Annotated in this window: 24 protein-coding genes and 1 pseudogene; 10 read left to right on the top strand and 15 right to left on the bottom strand. The window is 55.3% G+C overall.

The window, feature by feature from the left end; genetic code table 11:
- Window positions 1-47: 47 nt before the first annotated feature.
- The 3 genes from rodA to IQ241_RS11520 form a co-directional block, all read right to left on the bottom strand.
- Complete coding sequence (rodA, locus tag IQ241_RS11530) at window positions 48-1,328, bottom strand: rod shape-determining protein RodA (RefSeq protein ID WP_228021610.1); 1,281 nt, start codon at window positions 1,326-1,328, stop codon at window positions 48-50.
- Window positions 1,329-1,364: 36 nt separating this feature from the next.
- The gene (locus IQ241_RS11525; protein WP_193907203.1) at window positions 1,365-2,435 is read right to left on the bottom strand and encodes an Mrp/NBP35 family ATP-binding protein; all 1,071 of its coding nucleotides are present in this window, start codon (window positions 2,433-2,435) and stop codon (window positions 1,365-1,367) included.
- Between the two features lie 99 nt (window positions 2,436-2,534).
- On the bottom strand, window positions 2,535-3,134 hold the full coding sequence (locus IQ241_RS11520) for an SRPBCC family protein (protein ID WP_193907201.1): 600 nt from the start codon (window positions 3,132-3,134) through the stop codon (window positions 2,535-2,537).
- 278 nt (window positions 3,135-3,412) lie between these two features.
- On the opposite strand from IQ241_RS11520, the gene hemF reads away from it, so the two are divergent.
- Together hemF and IQ241_RS11510 are read left to right on the top strand one after the other, a co-directional pair.
- Window positions 3,413-4,441, top strand: a complete 1,029-nt coding sequence (hemF, locus tag IQ241_RS11515) for an oxygen-dependent coproporphyrinogen oxidase (RefSeq protein ID WP_193907199.1) — start codon at window positions 3,413-3,415, stop codon at window positions 4,439-4,441.
- A 132-nt stretch (window positions 4,442-4,573) separates the two neighbouring features.
- Complete coding sequence (locus IQ241_RS11510) at window positions 4,574-4,930, top strand: STAS domain-containing protein (protein WP_193907197.1); 357 nt, start codon at window positions 4,574-4,576, stop codon at window positions 4,928-4,930.
- Between the two features lie 243 nt (window positions 4,931-5,173).
- Here IQ241_RS11510 and rpmF read toward each other — a convergent pair whose 3' ends face one another.
- Both rpmF and IQ241_RS11500 read right to left on the bottom strand, forming a co-directional pair.
- Complete coding sequence (gene rpmF / locus IQ241_RS11505; RefSeq protein ID WP_193907196.1) at window positions 5,174-5,350, bottom strand: 50S ribosomal protein L32; 177 nt, start codon at window positions 5,348-5,350, stop codon at window positions 5,174-5,176.
- Between the two features lie 87 nt (window positions 5,351-5,437).
- Window positions 5,438-6,439, bottom strand: coding sequence for a DNA topoisomerase IB (locus tag IQ241_RS11500; RefSeq protein WP_390622455.1), 1,002 nt, complete (start codon window positions 6,437-6,439; stop codon window positions 5,438-5,440).
- Between the two features lie 245 nt (window positions 6,440-6,684).
- On the opposite strand from IQ241_RS11500, the gene IQ241_RS11495 reads away from it, so the two are divergent.
- On the top strand, window positions 6,685-7,359 hold the full coding sequence (locus IQ241_RS11495; RefSeq protein ID WP_193907194.1) for a cyclase family protein: 675 nt from the start codon (window positions 6,685-6,687) through the stop codon (window positions 7,357-7,359).
- 31 nt (window positions 7,360-7,390) lie between these two features.
- On the opposite strand, the gene IQ241_RS11490 is transcribed toward IQ241_RS11495, so the two are convergent.
- Complete coding sequence (locus IQ241_RS11490; protein WP_193907192.1) at window positions 7,391-7,720, bottom strand: hypothetical protein; 330 nt, start codon at window positions 7,718-7,720, stop codon at window positions 7,391-7,393.
- Between the two features lie 296 nt (window positions 7,721-8,016).
- Here IQ241_RS11490 and psb35 point away from each other — a divergent pair, with 296 nt between their 5' ends.
- Entirely contained in the window at window positions 8,017-8,205 is a 189-nt protein-coding gene (psb35, locus tag IQ241_RS11485; protein ID WP_193907190.1) for a photosystem II assembly protein Psb35, read from the top strand.
- A 68-nt stretch (window positions 8,206-8,273) separates the two neighbouring features.
- Here the strand turns inward: psb35 and IQ241_RS11480 are convergent, their stop codons facing one another.
- Window positions 8,274-8,756, bottom strand: a complete 483-nt coding sequence (locus tag IQ241_RS11480) for an orange carotenoid protein N-terminal domain-containing protein (protein WP_193907188.1) — start codon at window positions 8,754-8,756, stop codon at window positions 8,274-8,276.
- Between the two features lie 137 nt (window positions 8,757-8,893).
- Window positions 8,894-9,763: an SDR family oxidoreductase gene (locus tag IQ241_RS11475; RefSeq protein WP_193907186.1), complete on the bottom strand. Its 870-nt coding sequence runs from the start codon at window positions 9,761-9,763 to the stop codon at window positions 8,894-8,896.
- Window positions 9,764-9,953: 190 nt separating this feature from the next.
- On the opposite strand from IQ241_RS11475, the gene IQ241_RS11470 reads away from it, so the two are divergent.
- Together IQ241_RS11470 and IQ241_RS11465 are read left to right on the top strand one after the other, a co-directional pair.
- On the top strand, window positions 9,954-10,382 hold the full coding sequence (locus IQ241_RS11470) for a potassium channel family protein (protein ID WP_193907184.1): 429 nt from the start codon (window positions 9,954-9,956) through the stop codon (window positions 10,380-10,382).
- Window positions 10,383-10,425: 43 nt separating this feature from the next.
- Complete coding sequence (locus IQ241_RS11465; protein WP_322743633.1) at window positions 10,426-11,952, top strand: TrkH family potassium uptake protein; 1,527 nt, start codon at window positions 10,426-10,428, stop codon at window positions 11,950-11,952.
- A 33-nt stretch (window positions 11,953-11,985) separates the two neighbouring features.
- On the opposite strand, the gene IQ241_RS11460 is transcribed toward IQ241_RS11465, so the two are convergent.
- Window positions 11,986-12,561 carry a GAF domain-containing protein gene (locus IQ241_RS11460; RefSeq protein WP_193907182.1) on the bottom strand — a complete coding sequence of 192 codons (576 nt, stop codon included), beginning with the start codon at window positions 12,559-12,561 and terminating at the stop codon, window positions 11,986-11,988.
- 99 nt (window positions 12,562-12,660) lie between these two features.
- Complete coding sequence (locus IQ241_RS11455; protein ID WP_193907180.1) at window positions 12,661-12,858, bottom strand: hypothetical protein; 198 nt, start codon at window positions 12,856-12,858, stop codon at window positions 12,661-12,663.
- A 988-nt stretch (window positions 12,859-13,846) separates the two neighbouring features.
- Here IQ241_RS11455 and IQ241_RS11450 point away from each other — a divergent pair.
- Window positions 13,847-14,878, top strand: coding sequence for an RNA polymerase sigma factor, RpoD/SigA family (locus IQ241_RS11450; RefSeq protein WP_193907178.1), 1,032 nt, complete (start codon window positions 13,847-13,849; stop codon window positions 14,876-14,878).
- Between the two features lie 194 nt (window positions 14,879-15,072).
- Window positions 15,073-15,885 carry a cyanophycinase gene (locus tag IQ241_RS11445; RefSeq protein WP_193907243.1) on the top strand — a complete coding sequence of 271 codons (813 nt, stop codon included), beginning with the start codon at window positions 15,073-15,075 and terminating at the stop codon, window positions 15,883-15,885.
- A gap of 31 nt (window positions 15,886-15,916) precedes the next feature.
- Here the strand turns inward: IQ241_RS11445 and IQ241_RS11440 are convergent, their stop codons facing one another.
- A complete protein-coding gene (locus tag IQ241_RS11440; protein ID WP_193907176.1) occupies window positions 15,917-16,480 on the bottom strand; it encodes a pentapeptide repeat-containing protein in 564 nt (187 codons plus the stop codon).
- A gap of 106 nt (window positions 16,481-16,586) precedes the next feature.
- Between IQ241_RS11440 and IQ241_RS11435 the strand changes: the two genes are divergently transcribed.
- Both IQ241_RS11435 and IQ241_RS11430 read left to right on the top strand, forming a co-directional pair.
- A complete protein-coding gene (locus IQ241_RS11435) occupies window positions 16,587-17,246 on the top strand; it encodes a rhomboid family intramembrane serine protease (RefSeq protein WP_193907174.1) in 660 nt (219 codons plus the stop codon).
- Between the two features lie 151 nt (window positions 17,247-17,397).
- Window positions 17,398-17,982, top strand: a complete 585-nt coding sequence (locus tag IQ241_RS11430) for a hypothetical protein (protein WP_193907166.1) — start codon at window positions 17,398-17,400, stop codon at window positions 17,980-17,982.
- Window positions 17,983-18,029: 47 nt separating this feature from the next.
- On the opposite strand, the gene IQ241_RS11425 is transcribed toward IQ241_RS11430, so the two are convergent.
- The 4 genes and pseudogenes from IQ241_RS11425 to IQ241_RS26510 all read right to left on the bottom strand — a co-directional run bounded on the left by IQ241_RS11425 (window position 18,030) and on the right by IQ241_RS26510 (window position 20,540).
- The gene (locus IQ241_RS11425; RefSeq protein ID WP_193907164.1) at window positions 18,030-18,944 is read right to left on the bottom strand and encodes a methylenetetrahydrofolate reductase; all 915 of its coding nucleotides are present in this window, start codon (window positions 18,942-18,944) and stop codon (window positions 18,030-18,032) included.
- 78 nt (window positions 18,945-19,022) lie between these two features.
- The gene (gene trpS, locus IQ241_RS11420) at window positions 19,023-20,033 is read right to left on the bottom strand and encodes a tryptophan--tRNA ligase (RefSeq protein WP_193907162.1); all 1,011 of its coding nucleotides are present in this window, start codon (window positions 20,031-20,033) and stop codon (window positions 19,023-19,025) included.
- A 22-nt stretch (window positions 20,034-20,055) separates the two neighbouring features.
- Window positions 20,056-20,250 (bottom strand): hypothetical protein, encoded by a 195-nt coding sequence (locus tag IQ241_RS11415; protein WP_193907159.1) that lies wholly within the window; start codon window positions 20,248-20,250, stop codon window positions 20,056-20,058.
- A pseudogene (locus IQ241_RS26510) lies at window positions 20,247-20,540 on the bottom strand (BrnT family toxin). The gene IQ241_RS11415 and the pseudogene IQ241_RS26510 overlap by 4 nt, the downstream one beginning before the upstream one ends.
- Window positions 20,541-20,554: the final 14 nt, after the last annotated feature.

The raw sequence follows: 20,554 nt of genomic DNA, 5'->3' as shown, positions 1-20,554 counted from the left end.
CTCGCCACTGACTCCGCTCAACCTTGGCGGCGCGACCGGCGGCGCGACTATCGGCGGCGCGGCCGATGATTGGCCACCGACTCGACCAGCCCAAGGGCGATGAAGTTAGTCAGCAGGGCCGAGCGGCCGTAGCTCATCCAGGGCAAGGGAATGCCGGTCACCGGCGCTAGGCCAATCGTCATGCAGATATTCACCACGACCTGAAAGACAATCATCGACAGCACGCCTATGGCCAGCAGCGAGCCAAAGTTATCCTGAGCCCGCTGGGCAATCGCAATCAGCCGCAGACAGATCAGCCAAAAAGCAGTGAGTAGCCCGATTGCGCCGATAAATCCCAGCTCTTCGCCCACAGCGGAAAAGATAAAGTCCGTATGCTGCTCTGGGATAAAGCTGAGCTGCGTCTGGGTGCCCTGATACAGGCCCCGTCCCCATAGTTCGCCGGCCCCAATAGCAATCCGCGATTGAATCAGATGATAGCCCCCGCCCAGGGGATCCTTGTCTGGATCAAGAAAAAGAATCAGCCGGTCCTTTTGATAGTCCTTCAGCAGACCCCAGAGCAGATTGCCTAACTGACCCGCAACCAAGTTGACTCCGACCGCAGCCACCGTGCTAAAGAGCGGCCAGGGCAGAGTCCTCCAGGCCACTAGCCCCATCAGCCCTACCCAGGCCATCCAGGTCGGCAGCGAAAGATGAAACAGGATGGCAGCAACTAGCGGTGACATCATCAGCACTAGCCAGCCGGGGTTGGTATTACTCCAATAGAGCATTCCCAGGGTAATCGCCCCAAACACGAGGGATGTCCCCAAATCAGGCTGAAGAAAGACCAGTGCCCAGGGCACTGCCGTAATCGCCAGAGCCTTGCACAGGCCCGGCAAAGTCGAGCCATCGCGATCTTTGAGCGTTGCCGCCAGCGTAATAATCAGCCCCAGCTTGGCAAATTCAGACGGCTGCACGTTGAAGCCCGCGATCGGAATCCAGCGCTGCGCTCCGAGCCCGCTAGTTCCCATGACCATAACCGCAATCAGCGATAGATTAGTGACCGCGTAGATCACCCAGCGCCATTGAAAGAAAATCCTATAGCGGCAGCGAGCAATCCACAGCGTAATCGGCAGACTCAGCCCGCCCAATATCAGATGATTGATTGCAAAGCCCGGATCGCCATTATGACGCTGAGTGCTGCCGATGACGACGCTGCCGAAGATGGTAACGGCGACCGGCAGCAGCAGCAGCAGCCAGTCAAGCGATTGCCAGCCCTGAAACAGCCCTCGCCAACGCTTGCGCAGGGACGGTCGCGGCATAGCATAGCTCGGTCGAGAGCGAGAAAACATAGCAGTAGGCAAATCGTAAAGGCAGGTCAGGAGCGGCTAGGTCAGGGCCGCGACCGAAATTCGGGCGGCAACCTGCTGGGCAATCTGGGTCAGCGCCTGGGCGGAAGCCGAGTCGGGTTGGCTAATGACAATTGGCCAACCGCGATCGCCGCCTTCCCGCACCGGCATCTCTAGCGGCACTGTCCCCAGCAGCGGCACGCCCAGCTCAGCCGCCGCTCGCTCCCCACCGCCCGAACCAAACAGGTCGTATCGCTGCTCCGGCCTATCCGGCGGGATGAAGTAGCTCATATTTTCGACCAGCCCCAGCACCGGCACTTGCAGCTGCTCAAACATCTTCAGGCCGCGGCGGGCGTCGCCCAGAGCCACTTCCTGAGGGGTCGTGACGATCACGACCCCTGCCATTGGCACGGCCTGGGCCAGGGTCAGCTGAGCATCGCCGGTCCCCGGCGGCATGTCCACGACGAGGTAATCTAGCTCGCCCCACTGCACCTGATAGAGAAACTGACGGATCACGCCGTTTAGCATCGGACCGCGCCAGATCACCGGCTGATCCCGGTCGATCAAAAAACCCATCGACACCATCCTGACGCCGTGGTTAAAAGCCGGCTCTAACTCCTCGCCCTGCTCGCCCTGCCGCACGGTGACGCCAGCCTCGCTGAGGCCCATCATCAGCGGCGCGTTGGGGCCATAGATGTCGGCGTCGATCAGGCCGACAGCTGCTCCTGACTGGGCCAGCGCTACGGCCAGGTTGATCGCGACGGTGCTTTTGCCAACGCCGCCCTTACCGCTGGAGACCGCCAGGATGTTTTTCACGCCAGCGATGCCGGTGCGGTTAGGCAGCGACTTTTGCTGCGGCGTCTCCGCCGTTACGTCTACCGAAACCGACTCGACCCCCGGCAGAGTGCGCACCGCTTTTTCACAGTCTTCGACGATGAACTCCCGCAGCGGGCAGGCTGGGGTCGTCAGCACCAGCGTAAAGCTAACCTCGCCTCGCTCCACCGTCACGTTGCGGATCATATTGAGCGCGACCAGGCTCTGCTGCAATTCTGGATCCTGGACGGGCTTGAGTACCTCTAGAACAGAGGCCGTATCCAATGTCTTCGTCATTATTTTTTCATGGCCCTACTGCTCAGGGCGATGTCTGTAACATGGGTTTTCAATGCTCTAAAGATCTTAACGCCTACGGGTTCGACCGGCGGCCCACCCCTACGAATTACGGATTTGCAGCACGGCTAGCCCACCGCTCATTACCATCATTAGGCTCAGGAGGTCTTGATAGGGCAGTTTTCGGGTGCCTGTCAGCGTAGGCCGGGTGCTCTCTTCCGCCGCCGCCGCTAACGCCGCTGCGACCTGGGCCGCATAGGGCTTGAGCAGAGACCAGGCAAAGGGCGAAAGCCAGCCCCGCAGGGTGACCGAGTAGGAGACCTGGGTACCCCAGACGGTAGACTCAATTCGGTAGATCACCCGCTCCTCCAGCCCTGGTACGGGAAAGATACGGACGCTCAGCAGCTCGCCAGGCAGGACGCGCTCGACGAAGATCTTGACCGGTACGGGCAGCCAGCGGGTGAAGACGCGATAGATTAGCCCTGGCTTAGCCTTGAGCCCATTGGGGGCGTTGGTGGCCGTAATCAGCGGATGCCACGACGCCATCTCAGCTAGGTTGGTTACGGTCTGCCACAGGGTTTCTACCGATGCTGTACTAACCACCTGGTAAGTTCGCTCTAGCGTCCGTTTGACGCTGACCGGGGCTGGAGAGGCCGGATGCCAGACGGTGCCCCAGATCCATCTAAAACAGGTCGTAAACATACGCGATCGCGGTTAAAAATACGGGGATTAATTAGTAATTTTGATTTTGTCAACGAATGTCACAGTCTGTTTCAAGCATGGGGCAAACGGCCGCAAATTGTGTTTGGATCTTAACTAACTTCACAGTTGGTCAAATAGCGGGTCCAACCAATAGCGGGTCCAACCAGAGGGACTAGCCAAGCCAGCCCCCTAAGCCAGCCCCCTAAGCCAGTCTGTTAAAATTGAGCAGACTGTGAACTTATTTTAAGCTGATTTAAGTCTGTATCAACCTGTCCTCTATGACTTCTTCCGCGCCCCAGGCCATCAATGCCCTTCATCCTCCTCACGACTCTCGCCAGCGAGTGAGCCAGGCTTTCAAACAGCTGCAAGATCAGATTTGCCGACGGCTAGAGGCGCTAGACGGCAGTGGCAGTTTTCAGGAAGACAGCTGGGAGCGCCCCGAGGGCGGCGGCGGCCGATCGCGGGTGATGAAGCAGGGCGAAATCTTTGAGCAGGGCGGCGTTGGCTTTTCTGAGGTGTGGGGCGATAACCTGCCGCCCTCAATCTTGGTGAAGCGGCCTGAGGCAGCGGGCCATGGCTTCTACGCCACAGGCACCTCGATGGTGCTGCACCCGCGCAATCCCTACGTCCCCACCGTTCACCTCAACTATCGTTACTTCGAGGCTGGGCCGGTCTGGTGGTTTGGCGGCGGCATTGACCTGACGCCCTACTACACCTGTACCGCCGATGTGATCCACTTTCATCAAACGCTGAAGCAGGCCTGCGATCAGCATCACGCAGAATACTATCCGGCCTTTAAGCGGTGGTGCGACGAATACTTTTACCTCAGGCATCGGCAGGAGCCGCGGGGCGTCGGCGGCATTTTCTTCGACTATCAGAACGGTCGGGGCGAACTCTACCACGGTCAGCAGGCTGAAGGACCTGCCGCTGACTACAGTCGAGCCCTGGGCGAGCTCACCGAGCGGAGCTGGGAGGAGCTATTCAGCTTTGTCAAAAGCTGCGGCGAGGCCTTTCTACCGGCCTATGTGCCCATTGTCGAAAAGCGCAGCGCCACGCCCTACGGTGAGCGCGAACGCGATTTCCAGCTCTACCGCCGGGGTCGCTATGTCGAGTTCAACCTGGTTTATGATCGCGGTACCCTCTTCGGTTTGCAAACCAACGGGCGGACGGAATCCATTCTCATGTCTCTGCCGCCGCTGGTGCGTTGGGAATATGACTATCAGCCTACCCCTGGCACGCCCGAGGCCGAGCTATACGATGTTTTTCTTCAGCCTCAAGACTGGGCCTCAAAATCGAGCTCGCGGTAGCACAGCAAAAAAAAACGTAATCAAAGCGCCACTCTGGTAGTCATTTTGGGCAGAATAGCCTTAGCTGCTCTTCAGCGGGCAGACTTGCGAACGCTTTCCGACTTATTGTACTCACTAACGGCGCGCGGCGATATGGAGCAGAAAATCCTCAAAACCCCCGACAGTAAGAACGTTGTAATCTTGGCACCGACGGGTCGGCTGGATATCACCACCGCTTGGCAGTTTCGTCTGAAGCTGCAAGAATGTATCTCCAGCATCACGCCCCACATCGTAATTAACCTGAGTCAGGTTAACTTTATTGACAGTTCTGGGCTAACTTCTCTAGTCGCAGGGATGCGGGATGCGGAGAAGGAAAAGGGCAGCTTTCGGCTTTGCAATGTCCATCCCGAGGCCCGGCTGGTGTTTGAAGTCACCATGATGGACTCGGTTTTTGAAATTTTTGATACCGAGCAGGCGGCGATTGGCACTGCTGAAGGCGTCGCTCAGTGAGACAGCCTGAACTGTGACGCCCGGCCGCTCTCAATTGCCGACCCTACTCAGTTAGGGCTAATGATAAAAAACAGCGCCCGGTCCGAAACGATCTGGGCGCTATTCACCTGTCTGACTTCTAATTTAACTGCTAATTTAATTAACGTAATTTATAGGGGTTCTAATCAGAGGGCTGCCCAAGCCCAGCTTTTGAACCCCAACCTTTCGCCAGTTGAACCGATAGGCTGGCGCTAGCTCAACCGCTTACTCTTCGTCATCCTCATCGTCGTCTGACGGATATTCGAAGCTATTAGAGCGGTTAGTCAATACGGATTTGCCGAGCGACAGCGCTTTCTGAGCTTGGACTGCTGCCTGGTGTTTCCAGGTCGCCCGGCGTTTGTTGCGCTTCGACTTGGATGTTTTCTTCTTGGGAACCGCCATGGGATTAAACTGCTAAAAAGCAAGACAACCTACTGATTCTAAAGCATGTTTTGAAGAATCACCAGGTATCCCAGGGTTGAAAGCGACCTATTCTATTAATTTGAGAATCGAGAGCACCGAATGCTCGTGCCGATCTAGCCGTATCTTAGCTAGGTCAGCCTTGTCTAGCGTCTTAGCAATTAACGTCAGCAGCTCTCCACCCAGGTAGGTTTCTGGAATTGTAGGGTGGACATAGTATTTACGGCAGGTAGCGGGACGGTTGCCTAAACGACTAGCGGCAATTTTGATCGCCTGGGTGACGTTGCGCTTCGCGTCGGTTTCCTTTTCCCAGTTCCCGAGCTGCAGCAGCGCTTCTGTCGCCACCACAGTCCCCGCCCAGGTGCGGAAGTCTTTGGCGGTAAAGTCTTCTCCAGTAACGGCATGCAAATAGTCGTTGACGTCGCCAGAATCAATCGTTTGCCGCGCGCCATCTTCATCAAAGTATTGAAAGAGCTCATAGCCCGGGATTTCTTTACAGCGCTTCACGACCTTAGCCAGACGCGGGTCGGCGAGCTCTACCTCGTGCTCTACGCCGCTCTTACCCCGGAAGTGAAACTTGACTCGGCCATTGGCAATTTTGACATGGCGATCGCGCAGCGTCGTCAGGCCAAAGGAGCCATTGCTTTTAGCATATTCGGGATTGACTACGCGAATCAGGGTTTTGTCTAGCAGCTGGACAACCGTCGCAACGATTTTTTCGCGGGTCAGCGAGCGCTGTTGGGCATGGGCCTGGGTCTGCTCCCGCAGGGTGGGCAGCGTCTGGCCAAAGGGAATCATCCGGTTAAACTTAAGCTGGGAACGAAACTGGCGCCAGTTGGGATGGTAGCGATACTGCTTGCGACCCTTCTGGTCTCGCCCAGTGGCCTGGAGGTGACCGTTAGGATCCTTACAAATCCAAACCTCCTGCCAGCTCGGCGGGATCGCCAGGGCTTCGATCCGGTCGCGCTCCGGGGAAGGCTGAATCCGACTGCCGTCCAAGTCAATGTAGCTAAATCCCTGGCCCCAGGGCTGCCGCTGGATTCCTGGCTGTTGGTCGCTAACGTAGCGCAGCCCTGCGGCGCGGGCTACTTTCTGAGGGTCATTGGGATCTAACGGAGGTAATAGCGCTCTATGTCTTGCGAGAACAGTACTGACGTATATTCTAAAACTTTGGCAAACTCAGAATCTCATCGACAGGCGACATCCGCCTTTTTGATTAAGCCTTTGGAAGGATAATGGGCCGGTTTGGGCCATTTTTGTTTGTCAAAATTAAAATGTGTTTGTAGCCACAGCTAAAATCCGATAGCTATGGCCCTATGGAGCAGCTAGCAGCCCCCACCGATTGTTCAGCCAAAAAACCGTCTGGATGGATTGATATCTCGCGTTCAATCTATAGCGGTATGGCCTACTGGCCCGACAATCCGCCGGTTCGGGTTGAGCCGGTACAGTGCCTAGCTGATGGAGACATTTGCAATGTCTCGAAGCTGACGCTGGGCAGTCATACCGGGACGCACGTAGATGGGCTCAACCACTTTATCAAGGGTGGAGTAGGCGTCGATCAGATGCCGCTGGAGGCGACGATAGGGCCAGCCCGGCTGATTGAAATTACCCATCCCGAATACATTCCGCTGGATCAGGTCGAACCCCACAACTTGCAGGCGGGTGAGCGAATTCTGTTTAAAACTCAAAATTCTACTCGAGAATATCCGGGCGATCGCTTTATCGAAGACTTTATCTACCTCTCTACGGAAGCCGCTCAGTATCTGGCCGAGCGTCAGGTTCGCACGATTGGCGTGGACTATCTCTCAGTGGGAGGCTATGAAAAAAACGTAGTCGAGGTTCACAAAATTCTACTGGGTCAGGGCATTTGGGTAATTGAAGGACTCGACTTAGCGGCAGCACAGCCCGGAGGCTATGAGCTAATCTGTCTGCCGCTCAAACTAAAGCATGGGGATGGCGGCTTAGCCAGAGCAGTAGTTCGCTCCCTGTAGCGAGGGTACGCTTGCCAGGCGATCAGCGTCGCTATCGGCCGCTATAGACCCAGCCGTTTTCAACAATCACTCGACTGGTATCGATCTGACTCACGCCTTCGACCTGGGTAGCGATCGCGACTAGCCGCTCTACGACATCTGCGCTCGGCGCAATTCCACCCAAACGAACCGTATCAACCTGTTGAATCAGGTAGAGCGTATCAACGTATTCAAAGTCACTGGCCCGGTCAAGGGCTTTTGCAACCCGTTCGACTAAGCTGCTATTGCCTGTCTTCAAGTCGGACTGTGCCCGCTCAACGGGCTGAAGTAATTGAGATTCAGAGGTTTGCTGAAAAACGCAAACCTGATCTAGCCAGCTCATAGTAATTAAACAGCAATGCTCACAACAATGATTACTGTTCCATTGCAGCTGAAAAATCTGTGAAGCAGCCTCACCCAATGGGTAGATAAGATAGCCATTGCTAATCAGACCTTGGCAGAATTTGAGAAAATTCTGATGAACCCAAAAAATTCTTAAGACCATGAAAAATTGACAATAGCGCCTATGCGTTACTAGATTCGGTTTGGTCAGTAAAATCCACCCTTTAGGGATGAACTTTTTATCGAAAAATGCTGGTAAGCTAATAAAACGATATAAGTATATGTGAGGTAATGTTTATGAGCCTGCTTATGGAAGCCGCCGCTGCGGCTGAATCAGCTCCCTACTCTATCTCTTTGGGTCTCATTGGCATTATAGGATTTATTGCTGCGGCTGGGATTGGTTCTATTGCCTGGTACAACTCAAAGCGCCCCGTCGGTTGGGAAGATAAGGAGCGCCCCGACGCCGTTCCTAAGGTTGACAAGTAGTCATTTATTTTCTAAAGAAAAGGGCGGCCCCAGCTATTGAGGCCGCCCTTCTTCATGCCGTTGCGAAACTATACGGTGCCCTGCTTGGCCTCTGCCCCCATGGGCAGAACCGCATCGCGCAGGATTGTAATCTGCTGCTGCTGGTCCATCGACTCCAAAGATCCCAACAGCTGATGGGTAGCCTCAGACGCGGTGTAGTTCTCAGGCATTGGCACGATGGTGCCGCCTTCCATGCCCTGAGCCAGCGCATACCAAAAGGCCAGCTTGGTGTTATCGTCTAGCGACCCGTAGGAACGGCTAAAGCGCGTATCTTTGCCAGAGGCGATATCGCGCATCACTTCGAGCTGAGGCTCTCCCATCTCCAGCGCCTCGACCTGCTGAGACAGGCCGTGGGCCACTTCTGAAGCGGCTGTACCGGGAGCAGCTGGGGTAATCGAGCTACCCATCTTTTCATAGACATACCAGAGAAAGGCCAGCTGCTCATCTACAGACAGACCCTGAAATTTGCTCAGTGCCTGGTCAACGTCGCTGCTGTGACTTGCTGTACTCATAAATGTTCTCCTGAATTAATTTGTCTTCGCTATTCATGGACTCAAACTCGTCTCAAAGCAGCTTGAGTCAACGTAAATTCACCATTTCAACCTAGAGAGATTCAGTCTGGAAATAATCTGGCTTGCGAAAGAGATCGCTAACTCGACATCATTCCACCGGCCACATCCAATAGTGCCCCGGTGACAAAGCTGCTGTCCTCTGCGGCAAAGAAAACGTACGCCGGGGCGAGCTCTTCCGGCTGACCGGCGCGCTCCATCTGGTTGTCGGTGTCATATTCTCCGACCTTTTCAACCGGCATAGTCGCTGGGATATTGGGCGTCCAAACCGGCCCCGGCACCACCGAGTTGACCCGGATCTGCCGATCGACCAGGTTCTGCGCTAGGGATTTGGTCATCGCGTGAACTGCGCCTTTGCTGGTAGCGTAGTCGATTAGCATCCCTTTACCGAGCTTGCCAACAATGCTGCCGGTGTTAATGATCACGTCGCCCGCTTCTAGGTGCGGCAGCGCCGCCTTAACCATGTGGAAGTAGCCGAGTACGTTAGTTCCCAGGGTCTGGCGGAACTGCTCCTCGGTCAGGTCTTCCAGCTTCTTCTGAGTCATTTGGAAGGCAGCATTATTGACCAAAACATTTAGTCCGCCAAATTTATCGACCGTTTGCTTCACCGCGTCGCGACATTCCTCTGGCTTGCGGACGTCCATTTTGATTGGCAGACACTGCCCGCCCCGCTCTTCGACCATTGACTGGGTGACGCTGGCGTCATCGTCATGCACATTGTAAAGAATGGCAACCTTGGCTCCCTCCATGGCATAGGCGATCGCGACTGCCCGGCCAATTCCGGAATCGCCGCCCGTGATAATCGCAACCTTACCCTTGAGCTTATCTGCCGGCCGATAGTTGGACAGATCGCTATCTGGGGCTGGCACCATATCGGCCTGACTGGCTGGATAAGCCAGCTGCTGCTCGGGAATATCATCGGGCGTCGGACGTCGTTCTTGATTTGACATGGGACTTCTTTCCCCGCAATAGTAAATGCAAATAACCTTTAAGACCTACCGGCAAGCTAGGAATGTAGGCTTTTTTTGATGCTAATGAGGAAGTAAGATAATAGCTATATCTTGAGAAAGACATTATTCAGCTTTCTTCCTTAAGGCATAGTTGTCACCTCAAAAAACGTGGTTTTTTAGAGCTATTTCTATGTATTTGATTGTGGTTGGAGCCGGCCAAGAAGGTCGAAACCTGATTGACATTGCAATTCAGCAGGGGCATCGCGTTTCGCTGATCGAGCCAGTGGCTGAAAACGCCCGAACGGTTTTACAGAATCACGACGTCCAGGTATTCAATGCCAGCATTGCCACGGGGAAAATTTTAGAAGAGGCCGAGGTAAAAAAGGCCGATGCGCTGATTGCCACGACCCATGATGACGCGGCAAATCTAATGGCAATGTTTTTGGGCCAAGACTATGGCGTTAAAAAATTGGTTAGCCTCATCAACGACAGCAGCCATCAGCACTTATTCGAGCGCCTGGGCGTTAAAGTTTTGCCCGACGCGGCGGCCATCGTTGCCCAGCAGCTGTTTGATTTCTGCCTGGAAGACCGGAAGAACGGCACTCAGGGACAGAGCTAGGTAAAACTGCTCTCTGCAAACTGCTCTCAACCGGTAAAACTGCGTGCTCTCATACCTCAAAACGATCAGCCGCGATGTTGGTCAATTTCTGCACATACCCGGCGCAATGGCGCTGCTGACGGTGCCGATCTGTCTGCTGTGGCAGGAATATTTTGCGCTCTCAGCCTTTTTGGTCACAGCCCTTCTCTCCCTAATATTGGGTCAGCTTTTCTATTGGCTCGGCCAGGGAGCTGAGCAAGCCCAGCTGAAGCAGACGATGATCGTCGTTGCCCTCAGCTGGGGTCTGATTCCCTGGCTAGGAGCCATTCCGTTTTTGATGATTGCCCATGGTCTAGCCCCGTTGGCCGAGACCGCCCCGACTATACTCTACTTTCGCGACGTTTGGTCGGCCCTATTTGAGGCGGTTTCGGGCTTTACCAGCGCAGGCCTGTCGATGGCGATTCGGCCTAGCCAGCTGCCCCATAGCCTCCAGTGGTGGCGCTCTTTTATGCAGTGGATCGGCGGCGTCGGCGTGATCGTACTGATGCTGGCTGTTCTGCAACCTAGCACCGACGCTTACCGGCTGTACAGTGCCGAAGGTCGGGAAGACCGGCTTGGGCTGACGATAGGCCAGACCGTTAAGCGGATCTGGTGGATCTATGGCCTGTTTACCGTAGCCGGGGTGATGCTGCTGCGAGTGGCTGGGATGACCTGGTGGGAAGCTCTCAATCATGCCATGTGCGCGATCGCGACCGGTGGCTTCAGCGTTACCGACAGCAGCATCGGCGGCTACGGGTCAGCGGCCAAGCTCGGCGTGATCCTGATTATGATCTTCGGCGCGGTCAGCTTTTCGACCCACTATGCCTGGCTCTATCGTCGGCGTTTCCGAACGCTCTGGCAGGATAGTCAGCACTGGCTGCTGTGGTGTTTGCTGCTCATTGGCTGCGGCATTCTCCTCCTCGAAAACTACTGGTTTAGCGGCACCTTTCGCTGGCTCGATACCAGCTTTCAATGGGTATCGGCCCTAACCACCTGCGGCTTCAGCACCGAACCCGTTCAGTTTTGGAGCCCCAGCGGCAAGCTGCTGCTGAGCTTGGGAATGATTATGGGGGCTGCTTCGGGCTCAACCGTCGGTGGGCTCAAGCTAGGGCGGGTCAGCATTCTGTTCAAGGCCGTGGTCTGGCGGTTTCGGCGGATCTCGCTGAGCCCGCATGAAATGCTGCGCTATCAGCTCGATAACCAGGTACTGAGCCAAGAGACAGCCTATCGCTGGATTGAGTCTGCCGCCGTACTGCTGATGCTCTGGCTGGGCAGCATCGCCGTCGGCATATTTCTGCTAATTCACGTCGTCCCCAGCGAATACACGCTCAGCGATATCTTCTTTGAGGTGGCATCGGCCCTGGGCAGTGCGGGACTGTCTACTGGCATCACCGGGCCAGAGATGAACTTGACTGCCAAAATCACCCTAACTGCCATGATGTGGATGGGTCGGCTGGAGATTTTTCCCGTCCTGCTGCTGCTGACGATGCCGGTGCAGCAGGTATGGCGACTGATTTGGGGTCGCCGCAAAAAGACTCGCTCAAAATATTGAGTCCAGAATATTGAGTCCAAAATATTGAGCCTATTAGAGCGACTCCGATGAAGGCGCGTGGTCAATGACATAGTTCACTACGTCGGGCACGAGCCGCTGGGTCGTATGAATCATGATTGAGCGGTCAAACTGCATCCAAGGTCGCGGCTTATCAAACACTTCGGCCCGGATTATGCCCCAGAGCTGATGGTCTTTGAGAATATGCCCCTGGATGAAAGCCTGAGCTCCCCGGGACCGCTCCAGCGCTGGGTTAATCCAATCAGCATCGGCCGCTGTGATGTCTTCGACGAACAGGGCGTGCTCATCCCGCAGAGCCGCCGCAAAGGTCGGATCTTGCTCCTCTAGGGTAGCGGGCTGCTCAACCTGCCACTGGTCATCAGTAAGGTCTGGGCGATCGGGCGTCTGCCGCCAGCATTGGACAACTCGGCCCTGGCGACTATCAGGATGCCGTACATAGAGATAGCAGCGATCGCACTTAATCAGGTCGCCTAGCACCGGCAGTAGCTTCGGGAAAAGTTCTTCTGGGGTACGCAGATCTTGAAACAGCCGCTCCAGGTTGCGAGGAAATGAAGGGTTATAAACCGATAGCTTAGGCGTAGAATCGCTCATGTCAACGGGCTCCCTTCAGAACTTATGGCCATTAAAAAACGCCCATAGACTCAGTCTAAAGGCGTTCTGAATTTAAAGCCGATCAAAGTCAGGACTACTCTAGCGAGCTTCGGTGCCCTGATTGGGATCGCCTGCTTTGTCAGGGTTGTCATTACCCGGGGCTTCTGCCTCTGCGCCTGGGCGGGTTTCGGTGTTAGATCCCTGCCCAGTCTGGCGAGAACCGCCTTCTAAACGGGTCTGCTTGCCGCCTGAGGCAGTCGGCGTAGATTCCTGCTCGGGATTGTTTGCTGAAGCCATAATAGTTTCCTCTAAACGTAATGTAATTCCTGCTGTGCAACTCAATCCAACGGACTGAAAGGCTTGGGCAGGTTTGAATGACTTGATCATATTCGTCTGCTTAAATTGGAGGATCTATCAGGGGTTAGACCTCTTCCCTAACCTAGAGCTGATATCGCGCCTATACCCATCCCGGAGCAAAGGTTGAGACCACGCGCTTGAGGTCGGGTGTGAGCTCAACGGTGTAGGCAAAAAGAGGCGCATTTTTGCGGGCAGCCGTGAAAAGCGCCAGAGCCCGCCTCAGTAAGGCTACCTACGATACAATCGGCGACGCAGCCGGCGGGCGGCTGACCGGAGAAATCACTAAAAGCGCTCTATCACTTGCCACAATAAAAAATCTGTGTTAGCATCCTTGGTCACAATGGTTCAGATTCGGAATCACTCCTACCACTGCTCGTCAAGTTTTATCAGGGGTAATCGTGCTGTTCTACAAGCCCTCGCATGGCAAGTAGCGCTGCTTTGCTTCAGTCTGTTTCACCTGAGCTACGAAGCGATTGTGTTCAAAGACCAGTCAGAGGTCCCGTATTAGCGCCAGGTGATCGAAAGTTCGGTCATTGCGATGGGTGATTACTACCCCAGCGCCTGACCTTACTAAAGCATCATAAGTTGAACTAAGTTTGGACGTTTGAGAGGGCATTTTTTAGCTGTTTCTCATCTGAGTTTCAGCTTTGCCGACAATGCTTAGAAAGCTCTGGCATTCAAGGGTTAACTGTCTCGGCTGCTCTGCCAAAAGGCTCAGGCAGGGGGGTCAATACCATGCTAAAATAAACTCATAACGAATTCGACATAATGACATAATTCAATTTCAGATTTTGCTTGTCCCCACCCTCCAGACCCGACGTCCTAATTTGTCACATCACCCCCACCTCTTCGGCAGACCCCATGACATCTGTCCATCACCTAATAGTCCATCACCTTAAAAATTCTTCAGCGGAGTTCCAATAAACCCATGCCTAAAGTCCAGACTGGTAAAACCAAAGGCGGCAAGCGAAGCGCCAAGCCGCTCTACACCACCGATGCTGTGCGGACCTACTTACACGAGATTGGCCGTGTACCGCTGCTCACCCACGAAGATGAAATTGTTCTGGGCAAGCAGGTGCAGCAGATGATGGCGCTTCTAGAAATACGCGATGAGCTGCGCGATCGGCTTGCCAGCAACGCTGCCGATAACGGCGATGGTCCGGAAGAACCTTCTCAGCAGGCCTGGGCCGAGGCTGGAGGAATCAGCCTGGCCGAACTCAATCGCCAGCTGCGTCACGGCCAGCGAGCCAAGCGAAAAATGATCGAAGCCAACCTGCGGCTGGTCGTCGCAGTTGCTAAAAAGTACCAGAAACGCAACTTGGAGTTCCTAGATCTGATTCAGGAAGGAACGCTGGGCCTAGAGCGCGGCGTAGAAAAGTTTGATCCGACCAAGGGCTATAAGTTCTCGACCTATGCCTACTGGTGGATCCGGCAGGCCATTACCCGCGCGATCGCGCAGCAGGCCCGCACGATTCGGCTGCCGATCCACATCACCGAAAAGCTCAACAAAATTAAGCGGGTACAGCGGGAGCTGTCGCAGCAGCTGGGGCGCAGTCCTAACGCCGCTGAAATTGGCGCTTCCTTAGACCTGGAGCCGAAGCAGGTGCGCGAATATCTGACGATTGCGCGGCAGCCAGTTTCGCTGGATGTCAAGATTGGCGATAATCAGGACACTGAGCTGCAAGACCTGCTCGAAGATGACGCCGAGTCACCGGAAGATTTCACCGTGCAGCAGTCGCTGCGGCAGGACCTGTTCAAGATGCTGTCTGAGCTGACGCCCCAGCAGCAGGAAGTGATCACCCTGCGCTTTGGTCTGGACGATGGCAATCAGCTCTCTTTGGCTAAAGTCGGACAGCGGATGAGCATCAGCCGCGAGCGGGTGCGGCAGCTTGAGCAGCAGGCGCTGAAGCATCTGCGTCGGCGCAAGGCGAACATGAATGGCTATCTGGCCGCGAGCTAGTATCGCTGGCGTCAGCATTCGGAAATCCGCACTGAGGGGACTGAATCATCAGTCCCCTTTTTTATGAGTTCCTCAGCGTTTAGCTTCAGGGGTTCGAGCAGCTGTCACTCAAGCGCGGGAATGATTCATCCCAGAACGGGGGGCTGTATTGTATTGAAAGTTACCTATTAGCGATGACCCCATCGCCGGCCTATATGACCTCTGAGCATCAGTCTGGAACTCTGATTATTATTGGCGGAGCTGAAGATAAGGAACAGGACTGCCGAGTGCTGCGTGAGTTTGTGCGCCATGCTGGCGGCGTCAAGGCTCGAATCGCCGTGCTGACTGCGGCCACCACCATGCCTGGAGAAGTGGCTGATGAATATATTGAAGTCTTCCACCGGCTGGGGGCCGAAGATGTTCGTATCGTCCATACCGAGTCAGCGCGAGATACCGAAGACGCTGATAATATTGCTACGATTGAGCAGTCTACCGGCATCTTTTTTACCGGCGGCGATCAGCAGCGGCTGGTCGATATGCTGGCCGATACGCCCCTTCACAAAGCGGTTCGCCAGCAGTACGCCAGCGGCAGCACAATCGCAGGAACCAGTGCCGGGGCGGCGATGATGCCCGACATGATGATTGTCGAAGGCGATGCCCAGACCCATCCTCGGCCTGAAATTGTCAAAATGGGACCGGGTTTAGCCTTTCTGCCCGACGTCATTATCGACCAGCACTTTGCCCAACGGGGCCGGCTGGGCCGACTCCTCGCGGCTTTAGTCATTGAGCCGAGCGTTCTGGGGCTGGGGATTGATGAAAATACGGCTGTCGTGGTTGAAAGCGACGAGTTTTCTGTGATTGGCAGTGGGGCGGTGACGGTAGTTGACGAAACCGCCAGCACTCATAACAACTTGGACCAGCTGCTAAAAGACGAGGCATTGGCTGTGTTCGGAATTGCCCTGCATATTCTGCCAGAGGGCTACCGGTTTAACCTAAAGCAGCGCCAGCCGATTGCCCCAGACGGGTAGGACGGCCTGCCGAAAACATCATCGCCCTGAGTCAGCTGTTGCAGTCGCGATTTTCTTCCGCGCCGTCGGGCATAATCGTATGGCAGAGAATTGCCCGGCTGCGGTTGACGCCCCGCAGGTTGGCCCCGGTCAGATCGGCCCCGGTCAGATCGGCAACGCCAATAATCGCCGCCGTCAGTTCGGCATCGGTGAGATTGGCATCTTGCAGATTGGCCTCGTTGAGATTGGCCTGGGTCAGCACAGCTCCGGTCAGATTAGCCCCGACTAGTCGCGCCTTTTGCAACCTAGCACCGTTCATCTCTGCGCCTGTGAGGTCGGCTCCGCTGAGGTCGGCAGACTGCAACTCGGTTAGGATTAGGTCGGTGTTGGTGAGGTCGGCTCCGGTTAGATCAGCTCCCGTCATCGCTGCGACCTTGAGGTTGGCCTGATGGAGCTGGGCACCGCTGAGCGGTGCTTCGGTCAAAATGCACACGGGGCATTCGTTATTCATCATCAGCATATCTAGGTCGTCTTCAATGTAGGCCCAGCTCGGTCGCGCAAAACCAAAAAACCCAATACAGATCAGGCAGAAAACGGTTAGAATCTTGAACTTCATCAGGCAGGTGGGTAAGCAACGATTTCTATTCTCTCATCAAAACTGAATTCGAACGAACCCCCAAGTCCAATGCCCCAGTCGATATCCTTTGGGGGGAATCATCGCTATGCCCGGCGCTAAGCAGCAGTTTATCCTGGTCTATTTCGTCTTGGGAACAATCATTTTATCCCGGGTCATGCCAATTGACTGGCGCAACCAGACCGAGACGCTACGCGACTGCATTCTGCTGGCTTGGGGATTGAGCCTGGTCAATATTTTTTTCCTCAACGGCGGGCTGGGTCGGCTATTTGGCATTCGTCCGCGGCGGCCCCTGGGACTGCTGGGAATTCCGCTGTCGCCGCTGTTTCATCGCAATTTGGGGCATTTAATCGCGAATACCCTGCCATTTGCGGTGCTGGGCTGGCTGATGCTGCTGCAAGGGCAGGACAGCTTCTACACCGTCACGGCGACCATCCTGTTAATCGGTGGGATTGGCACCTGGCTATTTGGCCGAGATGCCGTCCATCTGGGTGCCAGCGGGCTGATTTTTGGCTATATGGGCTATCTGGTGCTGCGGGGCTATCTGGGACCGACGATTCTGGCAGTGGGGCTGGCGGTCATGGTGATCCTGCTATACGGCGGACAGCTGCTGACGCTGCTGCCGGGGGCAACCAAGGGGCCGATTTCTTGGGAAGGCCATTTGTTCGGCTTTTTGGGCGGCGTGATGGCAGCGATGTATCCTGACCTACTGACCCAGGTGGCCAATTTATTAAGAGACCTACTGTAGGCGCTGAGTATCTACCGAGCCTCCTACTATTTAAGCTCTGAGATCTGGTAGTCTGGCCTGAACTGGGACCCAAACAGCTTGCAAAGCTTGTGACAATGCCCAGCCTGGCATATTCACTTCGTTATTCCCAACCCAAGTTGGGGGATTTGCTATGAAAACTATCTTTATTGGTGGTCTATCTGCTCTAGTCGTAGTCGCTGCAAAAGTCCCGGCAATGGCAGTGTCAGAGGTTGGCGCGGTCGCGCCGACTAACACCCAAACCAAGCAGCGGGCGCAAACGGGCCGTCCGCTCAGCGCTAGGATTTTGGGTGAAGAGACCCTCTATCTCAACCGCAACACCGCTTACCCGCAAAACCTGCGGCTGCAAACCGCCACCTCAATGAATGGCCGTAATCTGCCCGTGGGCACGATTGTTCGGGGCCGCTTTGAGCCCATCGAGGGCGGCCTGCGGTACGTAGCTGACTCAGTGGAAATTGGCGATCGCATCTACAACCTGAATGCGGCCTCAGACGTACTGCATGATGTCAAAGACCCGCGTGAGACCCGCGTCGGCAACATTCTGACCGACGCCGCGATCGGTGCGGCGGGCGGCTATGCCATCGGCGAGATACTCGGTCGTCCGGACCTTTTGGAAGTGCTGGGTGGTGCAGCGGCTGGGGCAACCGTGGGCAATGTGACTGCGCCCCGGGTGGTGGTGATCAAACCCGACGAACCGCTGACGCTGTACAGCCGCTAGATTCTGAAGAACTCACCCTGCCAACCGCTCGGGCAGCCGCCCGGGCATTAGCGGGGTGAAACGCCGGCCATTTCTAAAATTTTAGGAATCAGGTCTTCGCGTCGAACGGCCATCATATGGACGCCCTGGCAAATTTGCTGGGCCATTTTGACCTGTTCAGCCGCGATTGTCATCCCCTCTTGCAGCGGTTCCGGGGCGGCGGCGAGTCGGTCGATAATCGACTGGGGAATCTGGACACCGGGGACGCAGCGGTTGATAAAGGCGGCATTTTTAGCTGATTTGAGCAGAAAAATGCCGGCTAAAACAGGTCGATCGCAGCCCGCGGCAATCTGATCCATAAACTTTTCGAGCCGGTTAAAGTCTGAAATCAGCTGACTTTGAAAAAACTGTGCGCCGCTGGTCAGCTTGCGCTCAAATCGGCGCTGTAAGCCTGACCAGCTAGGCGATTGGGGATCTATAGCGGCCCCGGGGAACAGGTCCAGCGGCTGATCGGGCAGCGCCTTTTGATTCAGGTCAACGCCCCGATTGAGCTGCTGGATCACCCGCAGCAGCCGGATCGATTCCAGGTCGTAGACAGACTTGGCTTTGGGGTGATCGCCCGCTTTGGTCGGGTCGCCGGTCAGCGCCAGGACATTGCGAATGCCTAGCGCATAGGCCCCCATCAGGTCGGCCTGAATGGCAATCTGGTTGCGATCGCGGCAGGCCACCTGACAGATTGGCTCAATCCCGGCCTGATGTAGCAGCGCTGAGCAGGCTAGGGACGACATCCGCAGTACCGCCCGGCTGCCGTCGGTGACGTTGACCGCATGCACCCAGTCTTTCAGGTCAGCGGCCATCGCCAGCATGTGGCTGGGGTCACCCCCCTTAGGCGGCATCACCTCAGCCGTAATCAAAAACTCTCCGGCCTTGACTGCCGAGCGAAACTGCCCCTCAGCGGCGGGCTGTCCGGGTCTTGGGCTCATCCGTATCCTGGGTTAAACAATGGCCATCCATCCAGTGTGGCCTAGAACGACTTGGTTTGGCGGCGCGCTTATAGTTTTTTACCCTTTAGGGGCAAATCCCAACGCGGTTTTTACCTTATCCAGGGTGGGCAGGGCAACCTGTTCAGCCTTTTCCTGCCCCTGCCTGAGGACGGCTTCGAGGTAGGCGCGATCTCGCATCAGCTCGTGATATCGCTGCTGAATCGGCTCTAGCGCTGCAACGATGGTCTCCGCCAGCAGCGGCTTAAACTGCCCCCAGCCCATCTCGCGACATTCTTCAGCGACGGCTGCCTTGGTTTGATTCGAAAAGAGCTGATAGAGACCGAGTAGATTATTACATTCGGGCCGGTCGGGGTTATTGAATTCCAGGCCGCGCATGGGGTCAGTCTTGGCCCGCTTGATCTTCTTGGTGATGACCGCTGGCGGGTCTGTGAGGTCAATTCGGCTTTGGTCAGACGGGTCGGATTTGGACATTTTCTGAGTGCCGTCGGTTAGGCTCATCACCCGAGCCCCGGCCTTGCGAATCAGCGGTTCAGGCACTTTTAGAACCGGCTTGTCTTCACTCCCAAACTGAAAATTGAGCCGAGCGGCGATGTCGCGGGTTAACTCGATGTGCTGCTTTTGGTCTTCACCAACCGGGACGACATCGGGCTCGTATAGCAGAATATCAGCGGCCTGTAGCACGGGATAGTCGAGCAGCCCAATGCTGACGTTTTCGCCCTGCTTCACCGCCTTTTCCTTGAACTGAATCATTCGCTCCAGCCAGTTGAGCGGCGTAATGCAGTTGAACAGCCAGGCCAGCTCGCTATGCGCCGGCAGATGCGACTGGATGAAAATCGTTGACCGCTCTGGGTCAATACCGCAGGCCAGATAGGTCGCTGCAATTTTGTAGCTGTTCTCCGCCAGCTGAGCCGGGTCATGGGGCACCGTAATGGCGTGCAGGTCAACCACAACCAGGAAGCAGTCATACTCAGCTTGAAGCTCAACCCAGTTGCGAATAGCGCCCAGATAGTTGCCCAGGTGGAGGTTCCCAGTTGGTTGGATACCTGAGAGAATACGTGGTTTACCCATCGGTATGATTGTGGCCCTTCTGCTATTGGGATTTGGAAAGCATTATTTCTTTCAAGAGCTGATTGACCACATCGCTGAGATCAATTCCCTGCTCCTTCGCCTTTTGCATGACAAACCCCTGAACCTGGTCATCGAGATAAATAGGAGACCTGAAAGTGGCATTGGGATGGTAAAATTTGCCCCGCTCAGCTTTGGAAAAATCATATTCAGCTTTCATAGTTCTTCCTCATAGCGACGGATTTCCTGCCTGGTAGCGCGTCTTGCCGAAAGGATTCGCACATTGATCATGTTCCTATATTCCTCAACCGTGTGAACCACTAGCAAATGCTGACCTCTTGGCACTATCCCCAGTGTAATCCAGCGCTCCTCAACCAAGCTATGCTCTTAATCAAAAAGCGTTAGCGCTATCGGATCCTCAAAAACGCGCTCAGCCTCTCGAAAACTAACCCTATGTTTTTTAAGGTTGGTCTGAGCCTTAAGCGGATCCCACTGAAAACGGTACTCCATCGCTCATTCATCTG

The sequence above is a fragment of the Vasconcelosia minhoensis LEGE 07310 genome, from assembly GCF_015207255.1.
GTDB classification, from domain to species: Bacteria; Cyanobacteriota; Cyanobacteriia; order Phormidesmidales; family Phormidesmidaceae; genus Vasconcelosia; species Vasconcelosia minhoensis.
Note: the sequence above shows the minus strand (reverse complement) of the source record. Positions and strands in the feature narration are given on the sequence as shown.